At 37.7% G+C, this 21,952-nt stretch carries 19 protein-coding genes; 15 read left to right on the plus strand and 4 right to left on the minus strand.

All coding sequences use genetic code 11. The annotated features are described in order from the left end of the window. Positions 1 to 80: 80 nt before the first annotated feature. The 6 genes from BMF77_RS26455 (at position 81) to BMF77_RS02895 (ending at position 4,842) form a co-directional block, all read left to right on the plus strand. Complete coding sequence (locus BMF77_RS26455; protein WP_015079891.1) at positions 81 to 254, plus strand: hypothetical protein; 174 nt, start codon at positions 81 to 83, stop codon at positions 252 to 254. Further along, positions 251 to 2,320 carry an AAA family ATPase gene (locus BMF77_RS02875; RefSeq protein WP_148760497.1) on the plus strand — a complete coding sequence of 690 codons (2,070 nt, stop codon included), beginning with the start codon at positions 251 to 253 and terminating at the stop codon, positions 2,318 to 2,320. The genes BMF77_RS26455 and BMF77_RS02875 overlap by 4 nt, the downstream gene beginning before the upstream one ends. Before the next feature lie 47 nt (positions 2,321 to 2,367). Next, the gene (locus BMF77_RS02880) at positions 2,368 to 2,688 is read left to right on the plus strand and encodes a hypothetical protein (RefSeq protein WP_210422290.1); all 321 of its coding nucleotides are present in this window, start codon (positions 2,368 to 2,370) and stop codon (positions 2,686 to 2,688) included. A 32-nt stretch (positions 2,689 to 2,720) separates the two neighbouring features. Further along, a complete protein-coding gene (locus BMF77_RS02885; RefSeq protein ID WP_148760499.1) occupies positions 2,721 to 3,281 on the plus strand; it encodes a Uma2 family endonuclease in 561 nt (186 codons plus the stop codon). Between the two features lie 113 nt (positions 3,282 to 3,394). After that, entirely contained in the window at positions 3,395 to 3,868 is a 474-nt protein-coding gene (locus tag BMF77_RS02890; RefSeq protein WP_148760502.1) for a DNA phosphorothioation-associated protein 4, read from the plus strand. 35 nt (positions 3,869 to 3,903) lie between these two features. Beyond that, entirely contained in the window at positions 3,904 to 4,842 is a 939-nt protein-coding gene (locus BMF77_RS02895) for an HNH endonuclease (protein ID WP_148760504.1), read from the plus strand. A 10-nt stretch (positions 4,843 to 4,852) separates the two neighbouring features. On the opposite strand, the gene BMF77_RS02900 is transcribed toward BMF77_RS02895, so the two are convergent. Further along, positions 4,853 to 6,451: a DGQHR domain-containing protein gene (locus BMF77_RS02900; protein WP_148760506.1), complete on the minus strand. Its 1,599-nt coding sequence runs from the start codon at positions 6,449 to 6,451 to the stop codon at positions 4,853 to 4,855. A gap of 180 nt (positions 6,452 to 6,631) precedes the next feature. Here BMF77_RS02900 and dndC point away from each other — a divergent pair, with 180 nt between their 5' ends. From dndC to iscB, 9 genes are all read left to right on the plus strand, one after another. Further along, complete coding sequence (gene dndC / locus BMF77_RS02905) at positions 6,632 to 8,257, plus strand: DNA phosphorothioation system sulfurtransferase DndC (RefSeq protein WP_148760508.1); 1,626 nt, start codon at positions 6,632 to 6,634, stop codon at positions 8,255 to 8,257. A 210-nt stretch (positions 8,258 to 8,467) separates the two neighbouring features. Beyond that, the gene (gene dndD, locus BMF77_RS02910) at positions 8,468 to 10,456 is read left to right on the plus strand and encodes a DNA sulfur modification protein DndD (RefSeq protein ID WP_148766758.1); all 1,989 of its coding nucleotides are present in this window, start codon (positions 8,468 to 8,470) and stop codon (positions 10,454 to 10,456) included. A gap of 86 nt (positions 10,457 to 10,542) precedes the next feature. Beyond that, positions 10,543 to 10,938, plus strand: coding sequence for a DNA sulfur modification protein DndE (gene dndE / locus BMF77_RS02915; protein WP_015079899.1), 396 nt, complete (start codon positions 10,543 to 10,545; stop codon positions 10,936 to 10,938). Between the two features lie 15 nt (positions 10,939 to 10,953). Next, positions 10,954 to 12,483 (plus strand): AmpG family muropeptide MFS transporter, encoded by a 1,530-nt coding sequence (locus BMF77_RS02920; protein WP_015079900.1) that lies wholly within the window; start codon positions 10,954 to 10,956, stop codon positions 12,481 to 12,483. Beyond that, complete coding sequence (locus BMF77_RS02925; protein ID WP_148760510.1) at positions 12,468 to 12,872, plus strand: ABC transporter permease; 405 nt, start codon at positions 12,468 to 12,470, stop codon at positions 12,870 to 12,872. Before BMF77_RS02920 ends, BMF77_RS02925 begins: the two co-directional genes overlap by 16 nt. A gap of 73 nt (positions 12,873 to 12,945) precedes the next feature. Continuing rightward, the gene (locus BMF77_RS26460) at positions 12,946 to 13,083 is read left to right on the plus strand and encodes a hypothetical protein (RefSeq protein WP_168204386.1); all 138 of its coding nucleotides are present in this window, start codon (positions 12,946 to 12,948) and stop codon (positions 13,081 to 13,083) included. Positions 13,084 to 13,101: 18 nt separating this feature from the next. Further along, positions 13,102 to 13,617 carry a GNAT family N-acetyltransferase gene (locus BMF77_RS02930; RefSeq protein ID WP_148760512.1) on the plus strand — a complete coding sequence of 172 codons (516 nt, stop codon included), beginning with the start codon at positions 13,102 to 13,104 and terminating at the stop codon, positions 13,615 to 13,617. Positions 13,618 to 13,659: 42 nt separating this feature from the next. Next, positions 13,660 to 14,418, plus strand: a complete 759-nt coding sequence (locus tag BMF77_RS02935) for a HEAT repeat domain-containing protein (protein ID WP_015079904.1) — start codon at positions 13,660 to 13,662, stop codon at positions 14,416 to 14,418. A 286-nt stretch (positions 14,419 to 14,704) separates the two neighbouring features. Then, a complete protein-coding gene (gene iscB / locus BMF77_RS02940) occupies positions 14,705 to 15,988 on the plus strand; it encodes an RNA-guided endonuclease IscB (RefSeq protein WP_148760514.1) in 1,284 nt (427 codons plus the stop codon). An 18-nt stretch (positions 15,989 to 16,006) separates the two neighbouring features. On the opposite strand, the gene BMF77_RS02945 is transcribed toward iscB, so the two are convergent. From BMF77_RS02945 to BMF77_RS02960, 3 genes are all read right to left on the minus strand, one after another. After that, positions 16,007 to 18,922 carry a diguanylate cyclase domain-containing protein gene (locus tag BMF77_RS02945; RefSeq protein ID WP_210422291.1) on the minus strand — a complete coding sequence of 972 codons (2,916 nt, stop codon included), beginning with the start codon at positions 18,920 to 18,922 and terminating at the stop codon, positions 16,007 to 16,009. A gap of 258 nt (positions 18,923 to 19,180) precedes the next feature. Next, on the minus strand, positions 19,181 to 20,407 hold the full coding sequence (locus BMF77_RS02950; RefSeq protein ID WP_148760518.1) for an EAL domain-containing response regulator: 1,227 nt from the start codon (positions 20,405 to 20,407) through the stop codon (positions 19,181 to 19,183). A gap of 187 nt (positions 20,408 to 20,594) precedes the next feature. After that, entirely contained in the window at positions 20,595 to 21,920 is a 1,326-nt protein-coding gene (locus BMF77_RS02960) for a TIGR03279 family radical SAM protein (RefSeq protein WP_148760520.1), read from the minus strand. Positions 21,921 to 21,952: the final 32 nt, after the last annotated feature.

Below are 21,952 nucleotides of genomic sequence, written 5' to 3' on the forward strand. Positions count from 1 at the left end.
AGGCTGGTTGTGCATCCCGATTATATAAAAATAGTATCAGAACTGGTTAAAATAGAAAATAAATCTATTGCTGTTTTGAAATGATACCAGAAGCAAATATTGAAGATGTTCAAGAACCAATTACCAGCGCACCACCGGAAGTGAAGCAAATTATTGAGAAGGTATGGAGGTTGGAGAAAAGTCGGTTAGATAGAAAGAGTAAGGGTCATATTAATGATGATATTCTCACTATTGTGAAGGAAGCGGTGCAATGAAGCTAACTTCGATTAAATTATGTAATTTTCGTTCTTTTTATGGGAAAACTCCAGAGATAACTTTGGCTGGTGGAGATGTTCGCAACACTACGATGATTTATGGTAGTAATGGTGCAGGTAAAACTAGTATTTTGAATGCGTTTACTTGGGTTTTATATGAAAAATTTAGTGCGGCTTTTGCGTCAACGGAACAGTTAGTAAATAAACGCGCAATTTCAGAATCTCAACCTAGTCAACCTGTGGAATGTTGGGTGGAAGTCGGTTGGGAACATGAAGGTAATCGTTATCGCGCTACTCGTGGTTGTCGGGTTTACAAAAATGAAAGTGATGTGATTGAAGCTGGGAAAACTCAGTTGAAAATTCAAGTTGCTGGAGATGATGGAAAATGGTATTTTCCTCTTCAACAAGCTGAGGAAATTATTACTCAGATTTTACCAGCAAGTTTACATCAATATTTTTTCTTTGACGGTGAACGCATTGAAGAAATTGTCCGTTCTGATAATAAAGCGGAAATTTCTGAAGCCATTAGAACTTTTTTGGGTGTGGAAGTTATTGAACTTTCGATTAAACACTTGAAAGATGCTAAGAAGAGTTTAGAAACTGAGTTAAAACATATTGGTGACGCGGAAACTAAACAGTTGTTGAATCAGCAAGAAAAGCAAGAACTGGAAATTGACAATATTAATAAACGTCAAACGGAAATAAATCAAGAATTGGAATATCAGCAAACTTTTAAAAAGGAAGTTAGTAATAAGTTACGAGAATTGAGTGCTGTTAAGGAATTACAGGAAAGAAAGCAAAGTTTAGAATCGCAAAAAGACAGTTTACGGGAAGAGTTGAAAAAAACACGGGAGAATTTGAAAAAGGTTATTTCCGCACGGGGTTATACTGTTCTGTTATCGGAAACTACCGCTAAGTTTCGGGAAATATTTACAGATTTAAAACAAAAAGGTGAATTAACTGCGGGAATTTCGCGGGAATTTATCAATGATTTACTCAATACTGGACGTTGTATTTGTGGTGCAGATTTAAGGGAAGGAACTCACACCCATTTTCATGTCAAGAATTTGATGAGAAAATCTGGTTCTTCGACTGTAGAAGAAACCGCAATCAGAATGAGCGCGCAAGTTGATGAAATTGATAAACAAGCAGTTGCTTTTTGGGAAGAAGCAGACAGGGAACAAGTACGAATTCAACAGTTACGGGAAAATCTTAATCAAGTTGAATTGGAATTAGCAACTATTCAAGAACAACTCCGAAAAGATCCCAATGAGGAAATTAGTAGTTTACAAAAACGTCTTGATGAAATTGAAGCTAAAATTGATGACTTAAATCGAGAACAAGGTGCAAATCAACAGGAAGTTTCTCATCTAAAAACAGCTATTGATGCTTTGATAAAACAAATATCTAAGCAAAAACAAAATGAGGAAAAACAATCTTTAGCACAGCGTCGCATTAATGCTACTCAAGATGCAATTGACAGATTATCGGAAGTTAAAAACCGTCAAGAAAATCAATTTCGTCTCCAATTGGAACAGCGGGTACAGGAAATTTTCTCAGATATTTCTTTTACTCCCTATGTTCCCAAAATTAGCGAAAAGTATGAGTTGAGTTTGGTGGAAAATACGACGGGATTTGAAGCACCAGTCGCAGCTTCTACGGGAGAAAATCAAATTCTCAGTTTATCTTTTATCGCTAGTATTATTGATAAGGTGCGTGACTGGAGTGAGAAGCGGAAAATGATGATGGTTCCTGATAGTAGCACTTTTCCTATTGTTATGGATTCTCCTTTTGGGAGTTTAGATGCTAATTCTCGTCGTCACATTGCGCGAACTATTCCTAAGTTAGCAAATCAGTTGGTTGTGTTGGTGACTAAGACTCAGTGGCGGGTTGAGGTTGAGGAGGAAATTGCTGATAAGATTGGGAAGGAATATGTTTTGGTTTATTATTCTTCTAAGCCTAATTGTGAACAGGATTTTATTGAGTTGGGGAGGGAACGATATGCTTTGGTTCGTCAGAGTTTGAATGGTTTTGAATATACTGAAATTGTTGAGGTTGAACGATAGAAGAGTAACGAACCACAGAGACGCAGAGGACGCAGAGGAAGAAAGTTATGGTTATTAGTTCTTTAGGTTTGGTGACGGATACTTGGGTAAGTGTGAGTTGGGATGAGTTTCTGGAGGTTGCTGAACATTCTGATTATCAGCAAGGAAAATTTTATTTTTATCAGAATTACATGAGGGTAGAAATGTCACCTGTTGGTTCAATTCATGGAAATAATCATAATGTTGTTGCAAATGTTGTGAATTTTTATGCGACATTGAAAAACATTAAAATTAAAGGTTGGGTAAATACCAGTTTTCGCAGAACAAGTGAAGGAGAATGTCAACATGATGGTGAGGTTAATCGCTGGTTGTTGCAAATTTTTAGTTAATTTGTTTTAGGCAAAATCAGGAGGTAAATGTTATGGTTGTTAATTTTGAGAAAAGTTATATGAGTCCTCTGGAGTATTTGGAGTGGGAGGAACAGCAAGATATTAAATATGAATATATCAATGGTGAAGTTTTTGCTATGACTGGGGGAACTATTCCCCATTCTACTATTGCTTTAAATTTGGCTTCTGGGTTAAAAAATCATTTGCGGGGTGGTAATTGTCGTCCTTTTATGGCAGATGCTAAAGTGGGTATATCGGAAAATGGTCCGTTTCATTATCCTGATGTCATGGTAAGTTGTGATGAACGGGATAAACAAGCTATTAAGTTTATTCAATTTCCTTGCTTAATTGTTGAGGTGCTTTCTCCAAGTACGGAAGCTTATGATAGGGGGGGAAAGTTTCAGCAGTATAGACGGATTGAATCTTTGCAAGAATATGTTTTAATTAGTGCTGATAAAATCGGTTTGGATTGTTTTCGCTTAAATGATAGGGGTTTATGGGAGTTACATCCTTTTGTTGAGGGTGATAATGTACATTTAGTTAGTGTTGATTTTACGTTTCCTCTTTCTCTGGTTTATGAGGATGTTTTTTGATTTTTTGTTTCGCGCAAAGTCGCTAAGGAGCAAAGGCGCAAAGAAGAGGATAAGATTGTAGTATTAGTAGGTTAGGTTTGGTTTATGATGTTAAGGGTGTATATTTTATAATTATGGCTGCAAATAGAATCAAAATTGCTCAGGATAAGGCTGAGTTGGTGAAGTCGTTACTAGCGTCTAAGGAAACACCGGGACTTTTCCAAACTTATGTGGAGGTGATGATATTTGCGGCAGCATTAGGAGTAAAGTATAAAAAAAGTGTTCCTCTGGGAGATACTACAAAAAGAGAGCCTTCTCCAATTCCACAAGAAAATTTTGCTTCACTGGGTTATGACAAAATTATCAAATTATTAGGAATTGTTGAGACAAGTGATATCCAAATACTTGCTTCTAGAGAAGATGTATATGAGGATAAACGGACTCAAGTATTTGAAGAGTATGCTAATGGGGGATTAGAAATATTACAAAGTGAATTGCGCGGAGTTGTTGATTATGAAATACAATTTCTATTGATTTTAAGAAAAGCAATAGATTATCAAGAAAATAATATACAAGGAGAATTTAATTTAACTAGATTTTTAAAATAATCCATTTTGTTCGCGTTTTTATAAAGTAGTGAGATATGAATAGTCTTCGTTTTTATTGTGAAAAGTTTTCTAAGTTAAAAGTAAGTAGTAGCCGAAAACGTGGTAATGCTCAATATAAACCAATATTACTTTTAACCGTAATTGATTTGATTATGAAAGGAGTTATTACCAATAATCAAATTTTTGTCTCAGATGAATTAATTCAAGCTTTTAATAAATATTGGAATGTTATTGGCTCACAATCTTATAAAGGAGGTTTACACTATCCATTTTTTCATCTTCAAAATGAGGGATTTTGGCACGTACAAATAAAAGCAGGTTTTAATAATTTACAACCAAAAACAACTAACCAATTAAAACAGGCTGTTGAATACGCATATTTAGACAGTGAATTATTTAACTATTTACAAGATGAATCTTCTCGAAAAGAATTAATTGATGCACTTGTATCCGCTTTTTTCTCGGATAATGAAGATGAAATTGAAGAATTTTTACAAATTAATCAAACTTTTCAAGATTATCCAGAAGTAGAAAAACTAGATGATATTGAAAATTTACCTAACAACCCTAAATGGAGTTTAAAAAAAACACTAATTAGAAATGCCTTTTTTAGAAAAGCGGTTGTTTCTGTATATGATTGTCAATGCGCTTTTTGTGGTTTAAAAGTTACTAAAACTGGTAATCAAAATATTGTTGACGGCGCACATATAAAACCATTTTCTGCTTTTTATGACAGTAGAATACATAACGGAATAGCACTTTGTAAAAATCATCATTGGGCTTTTGATAGAGGTTGGTTTGCTGTTGACGATAAATACAAAATAATCGTTAGTAAAGAATTAGAAGAAGTATCTCCCCATGCTAGAACAATAACGGAATTTCATGGGGAAATACTCATATTACCGAAAGTAGAGAAATATTTTCCAGATATTGAAGCTTTACAATGGCATCGTCATCATATATTTCAGCCATAATTAGCTATTATTATAAAATAATCGGAAGTCCTACATCTTGCGGTTTTACCAATTTTCCATCAAAACCTATAGTTTGTTCTTCCATTGTCCTAGCATTAGCTAAAGCTTTACGTAAAGCCGTAACTTCCATTTTTTCAGTCATTCCTCCCAACATATAAATGAATAACTTCACAGCTAAATCTTTTCCTACTACCTGTACCCGCTTTTTATTGGGGTCATATAAAACCCCATACCATATAGATTGAGGATATTCCATACTACTAAAACCCCCTTGACGGTCAAATTTCTCCAACTTCTTAAAAATATCCGTCAAAGCAAAACCTTTTTTAAATACCAAAGTTCCCAAAGCTTGCGCTAAAGCAACTTGAGAAACTGGACGAAATAACATATTTCCCTCACCTCCGTCTTTTTCAAAATGGAAGCGCCGCAAAACAGTTGTATCTTCGTGTTCCAATATTTTATAACTGGGAAGATTAGCTAAATGATCAAAAAGTAGTCTAAAATCGGCAATTCCTTCCTGAATTTCTTCATTTTCTGGACGCATGGGAATTAACCCTTTTTCCAAAGGTTTCCAATGGGGGAACTTTTGTCCCAAATATCTTTCAGACATATCTTGTAAGGCTTGCAGAGTGGTTAAAACTGTAGAATTAGCGGCTACTGTGGCACTATTCCAATTAACACGGGGATTGCGATTTGGTTTTTGTTCTAAAAGTGGATGTGTAACCGCAATTTTTCGTGCTACAATAGCAAAACCATCATCTTCATTTAATTGTGCTAACTGACCTTTAGTTAAAGGTGCAGCCATTAAATTTACATGAACAAAAATTGATCTTACCCGTCGTTTTGCTTCTGTATGAGTTTCCCCGGTATTCACAGCACAAATAAATTCAATGCCAATTTTTTCTTTAGATAAACTTTGTAAATAAGCAGGTTCTACTTGATATTTCTCAATCAAATCAGATAAGGTAATAAAACTATCATCAGCAGTTTTATCCTTTTTATAACGTTGCAGTTTACCTGATTTAATTAATTCCATTAAACCCTGTACACCCATTAATCTATGTTGACCATCTAAAGCATAAATTGTCACATTCTCTTCAGAAATATTCAGTAAACCGACTTTACTATCTTTATCTAAAGGTATAAAATCAGTAGTCGCTTTTTTAGCTCGTCCTTGACTATCCCACTCCGCTGCTTTGGGGTTATCTACCCAAGGTTGATTAATTACCACCAACACAGCCGGAAATTTATGATTTTTCCTCGCTGCTAAATACTGTACTAACGGTGCTTGACGCGACCAATCAACAGGACGTTGTTGAATGTCATCAATACTATCAGCGTCAATTTCAATATTCTCTGTCTCTGGGTTGTACTTTTTTTGCAGCAGGGGTAAACCAGACGCAAAATGTACCCGTCCCGCGAACCATTCCAATGTCACAGAACCTACATAAGCCTCCGTACCACCCATTTCTGTTTTTTGGACAAGAATTTGGTCTTTTTTCTCTAAAAACCTGTCTAGCAGTAAAGCTAATACCTGTTTATCCTGATTTTCCCGTTCTAAATACTCGTTAGCGAGTTGATTATTGAGTGTATCTGTATTATCATTCATGTTAATTTTTGAAAACTTGGTGACTAAATCTTGCTTTATTGTCCAAAAAGATGGATACTAGGGATGCGATTTTTAAAAATATGCTGCACGCATAGCTTAGATTTATTTATATACTAGATGATTTCATGCCCCCAAAGGGAAGTATTGATTCTATGTTCATGTATCCACAGGTAAGGAAAAATGACTACAACACAACAGCCAGAAAATAAAAATCAGCCGAATCGTACTGTACCAGAGTTAGTGGAGTATATCCAAGCTTTGACGACAGAAATTCAAGAATTGTATTGTTTAGATGAGATACCTTGGGTAGTAGGCTATTCAGGTGGAAAAGACAGCACTGCTACTTTACAGCTTATTTGGAATGCAATTTCTGGACTTCCAGCGGAAAAAAGAACTAAACCAATTCATGTAATTACGACAGATACAGGTGTAGAAAATCCCTATGTTTCTGCTTGGGTAAAAAGCTCATTAAAACAAATGGAAGTAGCGGCTGAAGAGCAAAAAATGCCAATACAACCTCATTTGCTGCAACCAGAAACTAAACAAACATATTGGGCAGGTTTAATTGGTAAAGGCTACCCAGCACCGCGCAATAAATTCCGCTGGTGTACCGGACGGCTAAAAATTGAGCCTTCTAATCTTTTTATTCGTGACGTTGTGAGGGCTAATGGTGAAACAATAGTTATTTTAGGAACTCGCAAAACTGAAAGCATAACTCGCGGTTTGATAATGATGAAACGTGAAGCAGGTCGGGTCAGAGAGCGTCTTTGTCCTCATCCTAATTTGATAAATTCTCTACTTTACACACCTATTGAAGATTGGCGAACTGATGAAGTTTGGCTATATTTAATGCAGTTTTCAAACCCTTGGGGATATAGCAATAAAGATTTATTTACTATGTATAGAGGTGCAACAGCAGATAATGAATGTCCTTTAGTTGTTGATACTTCTACTCCTAGTTGTGGAAGTTCTCGCTTCGGTTGCTGGGTTTGCACATTGGTTAACAGTGATAAATCTATGCAAGCAATGATTCAAAATGATGAAGAAAAAGAATGGTTACAACCATTAGTGGATTTTCGTGCTGAATTAGATGTTGACCGTGACCGCGAAAAAAGAGATTTCCGTCGTATCTGGGGAGAAGTTCAATTATTTGAACGTAATGTAAATGGTGAAGCATCTATTGAACCTATACATGGTCCATATACAAAATATTGGCGAGAATATTGGTTAAGAAAATTATTAACAGCGCAAAAAGAAATGCGTGAAAATGCGCCCGAAAATATGCGCGATATTACCCTTATTTCTCAAGCAGAATTGAGTGAGATTCGCCGAATATGGTTAGAAGAAAAACACGAATTTGATGATAGTGTCCCCCGCATATACGAAGAAGTCACAGGAGAAGTATTTAAAGATCCTCGTCCTGGTGCAGATCAAAGCATACTTGGTAGTGATGAATGGGGAGTATTAGAAGAAATCTGTGAAGGTGACGGAATGCACCTAGAATTAATGGCTAGACTATTAGATACAGAAAGACAATTTAAGAAAAAAACTCGCCGTGTGGGTATCTACGAAAGCCTAGAAAAATGCTTTGATACAAGTTCCCGTTCACCAGAAAAAGCGATCGCAAATGCCCATTTAAAACGGGATTTAAGACAAGCAGCATTAGAAGGTGATGTTGCGACAATTCGGGAAAAATTCAAACAATTAAGTTTAGGAGATACCGCCGAAAAACAAGAGAGTAAACCACAAACTTGGGCTAACTTCAAATATGCACAAAAGAACCCAGATGATAACCCAGACCAATAGAATATCCTCCCCACCCTCGTTCCTAGCCTCTGGCTGGGAATGCCAATCTTGAGGTTCTACCTCAACTCATTATAACCGAGGCAGAGCCTCTTGACAACATTCCCTGTCAGAGACAGGGAACGAGATAAATATCTCCTTTCTCTCTTTCTCTGTGTCCTCTGTGCCTCTGTGGTTCGTTTAAAAAAACTAGAATACCCAACCCAAAAACCCATGATCTTCCTAGAATTAGTCCTGCAAAACTTCGGTCCTTATGCTGGTAAACAAATCATCAACCTCAACCCCGAAATTGACGAAGATAACGCCCGTCCAATTATCTTATTAGGAGGAATGAATGGCGGCGGAAAAACCACCCTTATGGATGCCATTCGCCTCGCATTATATGGACAACGCGCCCAATGTTCAACCAGGGGAAATCTGAGTTATAGTGATTTTTTAACCCAATGTGTAAATAGTAAAAGTACCCCTACAGAAAAGACTAGAATTGAATTAGTTTTTGAACATATTGAAGAAGATAGACCTATAAAATATCGGGTTGTGCGGACTTGGGAAAAAAATCCCAAAGACGGAAAAGACCATTTAGGAATATTAGGAGATGATGAAACATGGCCAATTGATTCATTAGTAAATATTTGGGATGAATATATAGAAAATATCTTACCTTTAGGTATTTCTAATTTATTTCTGTTTGACGGTGAACAAGTTAAAGAACTTGCAGAACAGGAAATACCCCCGCCCATAGTTGTAGATGCTATTAACGGACTTCTGGGTTTAGAATTAGCTGATAAATTGGCAATTGATTTAGAGATATTAGTAAACCGCAAAAAACGAGAATTTGCAGATACTAAAGATTTAGAAAAATTAGCAGAAATTGAAACCCGACTTCAGGAAAAACAGGCAGAATATGAAAACAATCAGATAAAACTCGCAAATCTAAATATTGAAGTTACAGAATTAGAAAAAGTTCATGAAGAGGCTTTAGATAGATTTGTGAATGAAGGTGGTAAAATTGCTGCTGAACGTAGTCAGTTAGAACAACAAAAGGAAGAGAAAATTAAAGTTGCTAATAATGTCCGTGAATCTTTGCGTGAACTAGCTGCTGATGTTTTACCTTTAGCCTTAATTAGTCCTTTATTATCTCAAGTGCAAAGACAGGGAGAAAAAGAACTGAAAACTCAACAAATTCAATTAGCGAAAGATGTCTTAATTGCTAGAGATGAAAGATTATTGAATTGGCTACAACAATTAAATTTAGAAACTAATAAAGTTACTAATATTCAATCTTTTTTAGCTAAAGATATCAATAACTTATATACAAATAACTTATCCACAGAAAATAATTGGTTAAATGGAGATGAAGAAAGTTTAAGTTTACTTGACAATATAACTTATCGGTTACAAATTTCCCAAAATATAGCCCAAAGGCAATTAGATGAATTAACTAATTATGAAGAAGAAATCCTCACCTTAGAAAGACAAGTACAAACTGCGGCTGCACCCGAAGAATATACAAAACTACAAAAAGCAGTAAAAGAAGCACAAACTGAATTTAATAAAATTAAATCTCAGTCAGACATAATGACTCAAAACCTGATAGAATTAGATACAGAAACCAAAAAATTGAGACAAGAACTAAATGAATATACTGTACAAAATATCAAATATCAAAATAGTGAACATATTATTGATTCTGCATTAAAAGTTCAACAAACATTAAAAGTATTTCGAGAAAGATTGACTTTGAGAAAATTGAATAAATTAGAAGAAGAAGTAAAAAACTGTTTTCTATATTTATTACATAAATCAGACCTAGTACATCGCATAGCTATAGACAGCAAAACCTTCGGCTTATCATTATATGATTTAAACGGAAAACAAGTCCCCAAACATCGGCTTTCCGCCGGTGAAAAACAACTATTAGCGATCGCATTTTTGTGGGGATTAGCCAAAGTATCAGGAAGACGCTTACCCATAGCCATAGACACCCCATTAGGAAGACTAGACTCCTCCCACCGCAACAACCTAGTAGAAAGATACTTTCCTTCAGCCAGCCATCAAGTAATCCTCCTTTCCACCGACACCGAAATCGGCAAAAAAGAATATCAAAACCTGAAAGAAACCGAAGCCATAGCCCGCGAATACCTACTCCAATATAACTCCAACAAAAGAGAAACCACAATCAAAGCCGGTTATTTTTGGTAAACTCCAACTCCTCTTAATTTCTTCCTTTGCGTCTTTGCTCCTTAGCGCCTTTGCGCGAAACTCAATTCATATTTTTTACCAAAATCATGGAATCACCAATAGAAAGAATCAAACTCTCCCAAACAGCCAAAGAACAACTCCTCAAACTCAAACGCAGCACCAAAATCGAACAATGGAACATATTATGTCGGTGGGCGTTTTGTCGTTCCCTAGCAGAAACCGCTGCACCTTCCCCCGTACCTATTCCCCAAGATAGCAACGTCGAAATGACATGGCGGGTTTTTGGGGGAGAAATGTCCGATATTTTACTTTTAGCACTAAAACAAAGATGCTACAACGACGGCTTAGATACAGATAGAGAAACCCTGATTACGCAATTTCGCTTACATTTACATCGTGGGATTGGTTACTTAGCCGGAGATCAGAATATTAAGAAAATTGAAGATCTAATTGAACAGGCCACAAAAAAAGTAAAATCCTGATTTTGCACTTATTGTATGAAAGAAATTCAAGCACTCCGACAGGCCTTCCAAAGCCAGAAAATGGGTGCTTTATTATTACTAGGTTTTGCATCAGGTTTACCACTATTCCTCACGAGTAGAACCCTACAACTATGGATGCAAGATGCCAAAGTTGATATTGCCAAAATCACCTTATTTGGTTTATTAAGTTTACCTTATTCCTTAAAATTTCTCTGGTCGCCGCTATTAGATAGATTTACACCACCATTATTAGGTGGGAGAAGAGGTTGGTTAATTATTACCCAAATTGGGTTAGTATTAGCGATCGCTGCCCTTGCCCTTCAACAACCAGCCCAAAGTGAACAAGTATTACAAATCCTCGCCATCAATTGCCTGATTATTACCTTCCTCAGCGCCACCCAGGACATCGCTGGTGATGCCTACCGGACAGACATTTTAAACCCCCTAGAGGCGCAACCAGGGGCATCTGTGTGGGTATTAGGCTACCGGATCGCCCTATTTATTACCAGTTCCCTCGCCTTAGTGTTAGCAGATTATCTACCTTGGAATGTAGTATATTTGCTCATGGCAGTGATTATGGCGGGAAGTATATTTACTACTTTGTGGTCGCCCGCAGAACACAAACTACAAAATAAAACACAACTAGCCCCCATTTCTGGAAAAGACGTGATTTTTATAGTCATGATCACGTTACTAGTAGCAGGGTTAATAGCTGGCGTTTTTGTCGGCTTCATTCCCCAACCTGTATTTTATTGGTTATTAGCAGGATTATTAGTGGCTTGGATAACGACATCCGTATTATTACCAAACTCCCTCCTAAATGAAGTTAGCGAAGATAGTCCACCTGAAAACTTACAAACAGCTATTTTCCTACCTTTCAAAGAATTTTTTCACCGCTTTGGTATCAAACAAGCGAGTTTAACACTAGGTTTTATATTACTTTATAAACTAGGTGATTCCCTCGTCGGCATCACAGCCAACTTATTTCTGAGAGAAATAGACTTTACCAAAACCGAAATCGGCGCAATTCAAGCAGGAATGGGATTTCTTGCCACCACCGTCGGCGTATTAGCTGGGGGTGTGATCATGACCAAAATTAACTTAAATCGCAGTTTGTGGGTATTTGGGGGGCTGCAATTATTGAGTAACTTAGGTTATTATGCCCTAGCGATAGCTCCGCGCGCCGAAGGCATCGCTGATAAAAAAGATTATTCCCTGTTAGTCATAGCCGTAAATATTGAAAACTTCTCGGCTGGATTAGTCACAGTCGCTACAGTCGCCTTTTTAATGCGTCTCTGTAACCACCGATTCACAACCACCCAGTTTGCGTTATTCTCCAGCCTCATGGCCATTAGTCGAGACGTACTTTCCGCACCCGCAGGAAGTTGGGCAAAAGCCACAGGTTGGCCGACATTTTTCTTACTTTCTCTTGTGGCGGCGCTACCTGGTTTGCTACTATTACCTATTGTTGCCCCTTGGAATCCCAAAGTATTGGCAGCAACTAGACCAGGACTAGAAGAAGAAGATATATGGGAACACAAGTAGTTATTCTTGTCGGTACATTCGTTCTGATAGTCACAGGTCTATTACTGGGCTATGTCCTCTCACAATTAGTTTTACAAAATCTGGCTTTTAATTTCCTCACACTCTTGGGAACTATTAGCTTGATTCTAATTTTTGGTACACTTTATTACGTATTATTTTGGCAACTGCGCCGTGAACCGCTGCAAGTCATCAGTCCCACCATCCCCAACCAACCAGATGAAGAAGTTACTAGTAACTACCTCAAAAATCGCCTCATCGCTAGATTATCTGGGGACGTAGCGGCAGCGGAAAGACTAATTGAACAAGCCAAACAAAACGTTCCGGGAATGCCCGAAAATTGGTACTGTGAAAAAGTCTTAAATGAATTAGACCAGGATCAGCAATCATAGCAATGCTTTGCTAAACCCAAATAATTGCTAGAATCAATTCAATAACTTCTGCTATTTATTTACAATCAACAACATGGCTATTCTTCGTCAATACATCGCCCCAATGCTGGCAATCTTGATATTTACCTTTGCCTTAGTAGCAGTCAGCGCCCGCATCTTTTTACCCTCCGATATGGCAGCCCCTGCCCCCATTGGGATGATAATCAAGTAATTGGGGAATAGGTCTATTGTGAATTTACTTCCAGGCTATTCTTTTCGCCAAGGTTCTACTCTCGATAAAGCCCTCTTGGTTAAGTTTATGCAAAGGAGTTACCAAGAACAATTCCCTGATCAAGATTTTTCCCACTTGGCACATACAGTTGAGCAATACTTCTGTCGTGATACCCCTGTATGGTGGGTTTATGAAGAGGCAGGGGAGGTAGGGGAGGAAATTCTTCACCAATTACCAATTACCAATTACCAATCACCCGTAGCTTGTTTATGGGTGGGGAATGCGATAGATCAGGTTAGTGGCGATCGCCATCCGCATATCTTTCTCCTCTACGTCATCCCAGAATATAGACACAGAGGCATTGGTAAAGGATTGATGGCTTATATAGAAGATTGGGCTACACAAAAAGGTGATCGCCAAATCGGACTACAAGTATTTCAGTCAAATACACCCGCATTAAATCTTTATCATCAACTTGGTTATCAAGAACAATCCCTCTGGATGGTAAAATCACTTGAGTTAGGGAACTCTTAACAGGGAACAGGGAACGGGGAATAGGGTTAAAGTGAAATAATTATGTACGACGAATACGAACTCAGCCTACTCGATACCGAAGCGGAGCTAGGAAGCCCCTTAGATAAAATAGAACCACTTGCTGATGAATCAGAAGTGGAAAAACCTGATCCCGAATTAATGCTGGTACTTTTAGAAAATCCCCAGCCTCAACAACGGATGTTAGCAGCGCGTGCTTTTTGTGATATTCAAGATGAACGGGCAACACCTTATCTCATCCATCTTTTAACAGATAATTGTCCCCTAGTGCGAGTCAGTGCAGCTTACGGTATTGGTCGCAACCCCGCCAAGGAAGCCGTAGAACCGTTGATTATGCAACTTAACCGCGATTTTAATGGTTATGTTCGTAAAGGTGTAGTTTGGGCTTTGGGTAATTGCCGCGATCGCCGTTCCTTAGCACCCCTCACTAATGCCCTGAGAACCGATATTCCCGCCGTCCGTCTCTGGGCAGCCAGCGCCCTAGCACAGATGACAGAAGTAGGTTATGAAGCCATCGTCGGCGCAATTCCTGCCCTAATTGAAGCCTTAGTTACAGACCCCATCGCCGCTGTGCGAAGTAACTCCGCTTGGACAATTGGCCAGCTTTGTAAAGAACTACCATCTAACGTCGTCTATGCCACAGCTATAGACGCATTAATCCAAGCTTTTGCCGAAGATAAAGACTTAGGAGTGAGAGCAGATACCAAAGCCTCACTTCTAGGCGTAGGAGATCCTCGCGGTTTACAATTAATCGAAACCCTCGAACAAGAAGGATGGTTTTAGACAATTAAAAATTAACAATTAAAAATTAAAAAAAACTTCTAAATTCTCTCCCCTGACCGTCAGAAAATGAGAGCATAAATAAACGGAGTAATCTGTAGTTTATGTGAACCAAACCACCCTGAGCGTAGTCGAAGGGTAAACGTTATCTAGGTCATAACACCTTGGGATTCGCTAGTCCCCTGCCATGTTGCTACTTATTAAACAATCCGCAAGGATAGTGTATTTAGCATAACAAGCTCAGATAACAAGGTTGAAGCAAACATTACCCTGAAAAGGTGAAATTTAAATGTCTAATTTTGTTCTAGTTCTTGATACCAACAAAAAACCACTTACTCCAATCCATCCAGGAGATGCACGTTTTTTATTAAATCAACAAAAAGCTGCTGTATTTAGAAGATTTCCATTTACCATAATTTTGAAAGAACCTAAATCTGAAGTTCCAACTCAACCGATTGAATTAAAAATAGATCCAGGGAGTAAAACTACAGGTTTTGCGTTAGTTCAAAATAATAAAGTCATCTGGGGTATGGAATTACAACACAGAGGTTTAGCTATTAAAGAAAGCCTAGAAACTCGAAAAGGAGTAAGGCGAGGAAGACGTTCTAGACATACTCGTTATCGTCAAGCTAGATTTCTTAACCGCACTAAACCTCAAGGTTGGTTAGCACCTTCTTTAAGCCATAGAGTTTTAACTATTAACACTTGGGTTAAAAGATTATGTAATTTTGCCCCAATAACTGACATAGTTCAAGAGCTTGCTAGGTTTGACCTACAGCAGCTAGAAAACCCGGAGATATCAGGCTTTGAGTATCAACAGGGAGAGTTACAAGGGTATGAAGTCCGTGAATATCTTTTGAATAAATGGAATAGAAAATGTGCATACTGTACTGCTGAAAATGTCCCTTTACAAGTTGAGCATATTAAACCAAAAGCCAAAGGAGGAACTAATAGAATTTCTAATTTGTGTCTAGCTTGTGAGAAATGCAATATCAAAAAAGGTACTCAAGATATTGAGAAGTTTTTAGTGAAAAAGCCTGAGTTGTTGAAGCAAATTTTATCCCAAGCCAAGTGTCCACTAAAAGATGCGTCTGCTGTAAATTCAACGAGATGGGCTTTATTTAATAAGTTAAAAGAAACTGGATTACCTATAACAACAGGTTCAGGAGGTTTAACTAAGTTTAATAGAACTCGTTTAGGATTGTCTAAAACTCATTGGATTGATGCTGCTTGTGTAGGAAAAGTTGAAACTCTCAAAATACTGACAACAAAAATTTTAACAGTAAAAAGCACGGGGCATAGTTGCAGAAGATTCTGTAGGATCAATAAATTTGGTTTTCCTTGCACTGAGCCTAAAAAAATATTCACTCATGTTTCTACAGGAGATTTTGTTAAGGCTACTTTGCACAAAGATCGTAAAAACATAACTTCTGGAAAGTATGTAAGTCGTGTTAAAACTCCCACAAAAAACGGATGTGAGATTGTTATCAATGGTTTTAGAGTTGAATTTTCAACAATGAAGGATATTACTAGGGTTCATTGTAGTGACGGATATAGCTACAGCTACGTTTGACTACGGAAAACTACAATTTTATGAGATTAAATGCAGAGACTGATTGCGTCCCTGTTGTTTAGCTCGATAGAGTGCTTGATCAGCTTGTTCAATCAGGTTTGATGGTGATAATTCGGAAGTAGGTATCAAACTGCTAATACCGATACTAATAGTAACTATATTACTTACTTTCGAGGCTTGATGAGGAATTGCTAAATCTTGAATTGCAGTATGAATTCGTTGAGCGATCACCATCGTCCCATCAATGTCCGTATTGGGTAAAATAACCACAAATTCTTCCCCACCATAGCGAGCCAATAAATCCGCCGGACGGAATATAACCTGTTGTACAGACTGAGCAATTTTGATCAAGCATTCATCCCCTAGTAGATGACCGTAGGCATCATTATAGCGTTTAAAATAATCAACATCAAATAACAATAAAGATAAAAATTCCTGTTCTCGGTATAGTCGCTGCCATTCTTGCTCTAAACGATGATCAAAACAGCGACGATTGGCAATTTGCGTTAACCCATCAATATTGACTAGTTTTTCCAGTTCCTGATTTGCTAATCTGAGGTTATATTCTGCTTCTCGCAAAGCTAATTCTACTTTCTTGCGTTTGCTGATATCTTGGGACGTTCCTAAAGTTTGCTTTAGCCTACCATCCGCAGTTCTAGAAAACACCATATCTCGACTATAAAGCCAACACCATTGCCCTTGAGCATTCTTAACGCGATACTCTACTTCCACGAACTCACGATCTTGCAGACTATCAAGCTGTTGCATGGACTGATAGACCAGATATAGATCATCGGGATGACAAATAATAGGAAACAAGTTAGCTCCCATGGACTGAATCGCTGTGACAGAATAGCCCAATGTTTCGGCAACAGAACGATTTATGTAAACATTACGCTGTTCGATATGGTCGTAAATATACAGTAGGTTTGGCGTTAGTTCTGTAATCTGTTCAATAAAATGCTGACTTGCTCGCAGTTGATCTTCTATTTGTCTGCGCTCAGTAATGTCTTGGGTTGTGCCAAACAGCCGAATCACTTGTCCTTGGGCATTGAGTTCGGCCTTGCCTCTAGCTTCTGTATACTGAAAAGAGCCATCTGCCTTGACAACCCTCAGTTCCAATTGATAGGATTCTCCTGTAGAGATCGATCGCTCAACTGCCTGGTGTAACTGTTCGGCATCTTGGGGATAGTAAAGCCGGAGAATTTCTTCGTAAGTGGGTTCACCCAGTGTCTGGTCACGTCCTAAAATCTGGAATAGCTGAGTAGACCAAGTAATTTTACCTGTGATCACATCATAGTCCCAGTTACCAATGTGAGCAAGCTGCTGGGCTTCTAACAACATAGCTTCACTTTTGTGCAAGGCGATTTCTGTCTGTTTGCGTAAACGAAGTTCATCGTAGAGATCGCTAACATCTCTGATGACACCAATCAGACAATCCTGTTCACCCAAGTATTGCACCTTAGCTGAGATGAGAACGGTTTTAGTTTGCTGGGAGTGAGTACAAATTACCAGTTTAAAATTGAGGATACTGCCTTCATTAATTAGTCTCTCTTTGAAGTGGTGTAAATTCTCTATATTCTTCCACAATCCTAATTGCCCACTGGTTTTGCCAAGGATATTTTCTGGTGTATCTCCCCAAAATTGGCAAAAACTTTCATTAACATTCAAAAATTTTCCTTCTGCTAAGGTGGCAATCCAAACAGGGTCAGGAGTAGTATGAAAAATGGTCGAAAATTTAGTTTCTGATTCCTGAAAAGCTTTTTTGACTTGAGTGGACATCTGGTTAAAGGATGTTGCTAAAACCTTGAGTTCTGCAATTGTTATATCTTCAGATAAAGACTCTTGCCATACTCCTTTGGACATAGCTTGACTAGCTCGACTCAAGCGTAAAATTGGTTTAGCTATCCAGTTTGCAGTGAAACTACCAGTTCCCACAGCAATTAGCAGTGATAAACTACAGAGAATCAGGGTTCTGTGGGCATTAGCATGAATTTCTGCCATAAATTCCGATTTCGGAATCACCGTCACCACGAGCCAATCTAAGCCGTAATCGTCGCGGTATGGTGTCACTCTCACAAAGGGTTTTTGTGACAAAGACGGGTGAAAAAGTTGGGTTTTGGAGATAGCTTGGAAATTGCCAAACCGCTGGATTAAATCCTGAGTTATGTCACGAATCACAGGTTCACGGCTATGCAGGGCTTGTAATCTTGTCGCTTTGCCATTGACAATAGGGGCAGAAGATTCACCTTGGGAACTAGCAACAATCAACCCTGATCGCTCGATAATAAAAATATGACCTGATTTTCCATAATCCAGTTTTTTCAGAAATTCACTAATTTGCGAAAGTTCGAGATCAATACCAAGTACACCTAGCAACTTTTTTTGTGGATCGTAGACAGGAGTGCTGGCGGAAATGCAGATGCGACCAGGTACATTTGCCCATGTATAAATAGAACTCCAAATCGGTTTACCAGCTTTGGCAGCATCTAAGTACCAGGCAGCATTATTATATTGCGGGTTTTTGAGAGTAGCTACTAACTTGAGGCGATTTCCTTGGTTATCTACTGAGTAGCTGAGGCTTTTGCTTTGGTCCGATATGGGAATTTCTCTAATGTCCAATTTATTACCCAGCCCATAACCAGCACCGATAAATCCTCCCTCTTTAGTGCCAAAGTTAACATCAGCAAATTTGGAAGATTGCACCTGACGATAAAAATATTTCCCCAGGGCGTTAAAATCATTTAAATCTAAGACTCCTGACTCGAAAGCATCTACATTAGTGCGGTTGATTTCCTGAGCTTTGCCTAAATAACTATTTAAATCTTGTTCAATGCGATTATCTACCTCGGTAATTAATTGATTTGCTAGATTTTCCACAGCCTCCTGTCCACTACGGTAGGAAAAATAACCCACCAGTGTTACTACCACCACGGTTTGCAAAACAAACGGCACTATCAACAAGGTTTTTAGCGGGACTTTGATGAATATTTTAGCGAACCAATTAAGGGAGGGAGAATTCATAAGACCTCGCAGTAAGTGGGAAACGAGCGTGTCTTTAGCCCTGAGAGTGTCAATCTTAACCAATTTCCTCTTTCGAGACGCTGTCGTCTGCATGGCAAGAAGTTATACTCAGATTGGATGGCATCTTAATTTCGGTTTCATTCATTTTAAATTCTTGATAAATCTATTCTAACCATTAGGATAAATAAATAAAGATTTATTCGTCAATAAGAGCTTCTGGAATTCTAATGCAGGTAATGGTGGACTACAGATAAAGCCTTGAATAGCATCACAGTTATTTTCTCGTAAAAATGCTAGTTCTGCTTCAGTTTCTACCCCTTCAGCAATAATTTTTAGCTGCAAATCATGTCCTAGTTGAATCAAGTTTTTTGTAATTGCTGCTTTGCGGTAATCATCATTAATATTTTGGATAAAATCACGATCAATCTTGAGTGTATCCATTGGTAATTGCTTGAGAGTAAGCAATGAATTATTACTAACACCAAAATCATCCAGGGCAATCTTTACCCCTAAAGAGCGTAGTTTATTCATAGCTACTCTTGCCATATCCACATCTTCCATAATCATTCTTTCTGTTAGTTCAAGCTCTAAACAATTTGATTGAATATTATGGCTAGATATCAAATTGATAATTTGGGGAATTAAATCTGGTTGATTAAATTCAATTGATGCAAGATTAACCGCTATGGTTAAGTTATAAATGCCAATATTTTGCCAAGTTTGCATTTGCTGACAAACTCTATTTAACACCCATTTACCAATATCAATAATTAATCCATTAGTCTCTGCTAAAGGAATAAATTCCTGTGGTGATACTCTTCCTAGTTCCGTATTTGTCCACCGTAATAGACTTTCTGCGGCGGTAATTTTGCCAGTATTAATATCAGTAATTGGTTGATAATGAACCTCAAATTCTGCAAAATTTTTCTCTCTTATTGCTATTTTTAAATTATTTAAAACCAACTGCATTCTTGGTGTTAATTTATTAATATTAGCCAATAAATTCTTCTTTAGATTTCCATACTTTTCCAACTTATTTAGGATAGCACTCAATAATTCAGCCCTGGTAAATGACTTAGTCAGGTAATCATCTGCTCCCATATTCATCCCTTGACGGAAATCAGATTTAGCCGAGTTAGCAGTTAAAAAAATGAAAGGAATAGTTGATATTGATGGCTCTTGCCGCAATGCTGTTAATACGCCATAACCGTCTAATTCTGGCATCATCATATCACAGAGAATTAAATCTGGATATTCTGACATAGCCATATTTAAGCCTATCCTCCCATTAGCAGCAGCAACAACTTCAAAATTCTCAGCTTCTAGCAAATCTATTAGATTTTCCCGCACTGATTTTTCATCTTCAATAACTAAAATTTTTGTCTTTGTATTCATTAGTCAGTTGTTAGTTGTTAGTTGTTGAATAGGAAAGACTCTTGTAAGTAGGTTGGCGTTGAAAATTGTCGTTATAGCACTAGGCTTGAGGCAATAGGCAAGAGACAAGAGTAAAGAAGTTTTCAGCGATTTTACGTTTCTTTACACAGTTTGGTTTTATTGTGTTCACCTACGTAAATCATCAATCCTATTGAAGACAAGTATTGATTAATTCCTCAACTCCCGCCACAGGGAAAATACTGACATTTAATTGTTGGGATACTTCTGCAACCGTCATATCATCTAAAAATACCAGTTCCCCATGTTTAAGCATGACACTAGGTAATAAAATTCCCTCTCCTAAATCTTGTCCTTGAAGATTTAACAGTAAATCATGTCCCGTTAATAACCCAGTAACACTGATACTCTGTCCCCAATAATCGCTACATAAAGCCCGCATATTCACTTCTAACCCTTCTACAGTATTTAATTGTTGTACCAGGGGTTGAAATGCTATTTCCACTGCATTACCGACAACCCAAGTTAATCTGCGTTGGTTGGTAATTTTCAGTGGTAACAACTCAGTTGCAGTTTGGGTAAATTGTTTAATAAATAAGCGGATTGAACCCACACCATTATCAATTTGGGGATATTCTTCATATTCAGCTTCGCTAGGTAATTCTTCCCCGGCAATTAAAAACCATTCATCAGCTAACCACACTACACTAGAATTATATTTTTTGCGAAATTTCTGAGAGAGTAATTTAACTTGAGAAATTACCTCTTGTGCTTTTTCCTTAGTTACAGGTATGAGTTCATCTTCCTGGGGACGAAATCGCGTTAAACCCACGGGAACAACTGCTATTGATGCTACTGTTGGTAATTCTCCAGGATGAAAAGATGTTAGATCTTGTAATGTCCTTTCTAAATGTTCACCATCATTTATACCTGGACAGACAACAACTTGAGCATGAATTTGTAATCTTCGTTCTTGAAACCAGCGAATTTGTGATAATATTTCTCCACCCCGATTATTTTTTAAAAGTCTAATTCTTATATCTGGTTCTGTAGAATGCACGGAAACATACAGAGGTGATAATCGCATTTGTTCAATTCTTTGCCATTCTTTCGCGGTTAAATTCGTTAAAGTTAGATAAGAACCATATAAAAAGCTTAATCGGTAATCATCATCTTTTAAATATAAACTAGTCCGTTTTCCCGGTGGTTGTTGATCAATAAAGCAAAAGGGACAACGGTTATTACACTGAATTAAACCATCAAATAAAGCTGTTGAAAATTCCAGTCCTAAATCATCATCATAATCTTTTTCAATTTCGACATGATGGGTTTTCCCTGTCGCATCTAAAACTTCTAGTTCCAGAATTTCATCAGCGCACAAAAATTGATAATCAATTAAATCACGAGGTTGTGTGCCATTAATGGCCACAATCGCATCACCGGCTGTAAAGCCAATTTCCTCCGCAATTGAGTCAGCAAGCACCTTGGTAATTTTAGCAGGTTGAATGGTAGTCATGAGTTAGTTGTCAGTTGTCGGTTGTTAGTAGG

It is taken from the genome of Dolichospermum sp. UHCC 0315A (assembly GCF_008121535.1).
Lineage (GTDB): Bacteria > Cyanobacteriota > Cyanobacteriia > Cyanobacteriales > Nostocaceae > Dolichospermum > Dolichospermum lemmermannii.